General features: G+C 65.2%; 2 protein-coding genes. One reads left to right on the top strand and one right to left on the bottom strand.

Annotation, left to right across the window (positions count from 1 at the left end):
- Positions 1 to 231: 231 nt before the first annotated feature.
- Complete coding sequence (locus MOV75_RS36530) at positions 232 to 1065, bottom strand: substrate-binding domain-containing protein (protein ID WP_246932339.1); 834 nt, start codon at positions 1063 to 1065, stop codon at positions 232 to 234.
- Positions 1066 to 1333: 268 nt separating this feature from the next.
- Here MOV75_RS36530 and MOV75_RS36525 point away from each other — a divergent pair.
- On the top strand, positions 1334 to 1856 hold a 523-nt coding region (locus MOV75_RS36525), incomplete at its 3' end, for a substrate-binding domain-containing protein (protein ID WP_247007810.1).

The following is a 1856-nucleotide window of genomic DNA, read 5'->3' as shown; positions in this document are numbered from 1 at the left end:
GGCTCGGCCAGCAAGAACAAGGTCGATGCGGACTTCCTGGCAACGTTCGGCTTCTCGCTGTCTGCGGCCGGCGTCGGTCAGTGGCAACTCCACCGGTGCAACCGGCTCGAGCCCGTTCAGCAACGCGGCGAGCGCGATCTCGAGCGGCGTGAGCGAGGGCGGCAGGCGCTGGGTCATGCGCCATGGTGGACCATGCATCGCCCGCTTTGGCAACCGCCGGCGATGCTGGCCTCAACCGCCCGACCGGTCCGAATTCGGGAAGAACAGCTGCTGCCCGTCGACCTTGTAGCCGGCGATCGCCGTCTGCCCCTCCGGCGAGGTCAGCCAGTCGATGAAGGTCTGCGCGAGATCCTTCTTCACGTTCGGAAACTTCTCTGGGTTCACCAGCATCACGCCGTACTGATTGAGCAGCCGCCGGTCGCCTTCGACGACGATGTCGAGATCGCCGCGATCCCTGAACGAGATCCAGCTGCCGCGGTCCGACAGCACATAGGCATTCGCGGCGCGCGCGGCGTCGAGGGCCGAGGTCATGCCCTGCCCGACCTCGCGATACCAGGCGCCCTTGGCAGCGCCGATGTCGATGCCGGCGACGATCCATAGCGCGAGCTCCGCGGCGTGGGTGCCCGACCGATCGCCGCGCGTCACGAACGGCGCGCCTTTGGCTTCGATCGCCTTCAGCGCCGTCACGATATCCTTGCCCTTCACGGCTGCCGGATCGCTCTTCGGCCCGATCAGCACATAGTCGTTGTACATCACGTTGAAGCGCTTCACGCCAAACCCGTCGGCGACGAATTTCTCCTCCTGCGGCCGCGCGTGCATCAGCACGACGTCGGCCTCGCCCCGTCGCGGCCCGTTGAGCACCTCATCGGCACGCCGCGCGATCACGGTCACCTCGATGCCGGTCTTGTCCTGGAAGATCGGCAGCAGATAGTCGAGCAGGCCGGAATCCTGCGTCGATGTGGTCGAGGCCAGCACGATCGCGCGGTCCTCCGCGGATGACGCCGCAACGCCCGCGGCGAGGCCGCAGAAGAGCGCGAATGCAACGGAGAGGCGGCGGACGGCCATGATCGGGTTCCCATTGAATAAGACGTAGTCATGATGGCGAGCGATTGCGCCGCACTCGTGACGCATCTGCTGCCTTGCGCTCCGCAGTCGGGAAATTTCGGCAAGCACGCACGCTTTGAGATCGTTCACCAAAGCAGACATCGCGCGCGCGGATGTGTTGCAAAGCAGCGAGATCATCAGGCATGGTTCCCGGGGACACAAATTGAAATGCAGAATTGCACCTGCGTTAGACGTCAAAAAGAAGCAAGAATTTGCATAGGAATGCAGGATGGAATTCCTGACGACCAGCGAAGCCGCCGATTACCTTCGGCTCGGCGAACGCAAACTTTACGAACTCGTCACCACCGGCGCGATCCCCTGCACCAAGGTGACCGGGAAGTGGCTCTTCCCACGGCACGAACTCGATCTCTGGGTGCTGTCGGGCCTTGCGCGTCCGGCCGGCATGCTGATCGCGGAGCCGCCGCCGGTCGTGGGCGGCAGCCAGGACGAACTGCTGGATTGGAGCCTGCGCGAGTCCGGATCCGGCCTGGGATCGATGAGCGAGGGCAGCATGCGCGGGCTCGAGCGCCTGCAGCGCAACGAGGTGATGGCGGCGGCGGTGCACTTCCACGGCCTGGATGCTTCCGACGATCTCGCCGGCGATGCCAGTGTCGAAGCGCTGCGCGCAGCTCCCGACCTGCATGATGCGGTGCTGGTGGCGTTCGTGCGCCGCGAGCAGGGTCTCGTGCTGCCGCAAGGCAATCCCAAGCACCTGCACGGCCTGACCGACGTGCTCGCGCGCGGCGCCAAAA

Source organism: Bradyrhizobium sp. PRIMUS42 (genome assembly GCF_023006515.1).
GTDB lineage: Bacteria > Pseudomonadota > Alphaproteobacteria > Rhizobiales > Xanthobacteraceae > Bradyrhizobium.
Note: the sequence above shows the minus strand (reverse complement) of the source record. Positions and strands in the feature narration are given on the sequence as shown.

Excerpts from the sequence above, each read along its gene's own strand:
- MOV75_RS36530 (WP_246932339.1), bottom strand. The coding sequence starts at position 1,065 with ATGGCCGTCCGCCGCCTCTCCGTTGCATTCGCGCTCTTCTGCGGCCTC.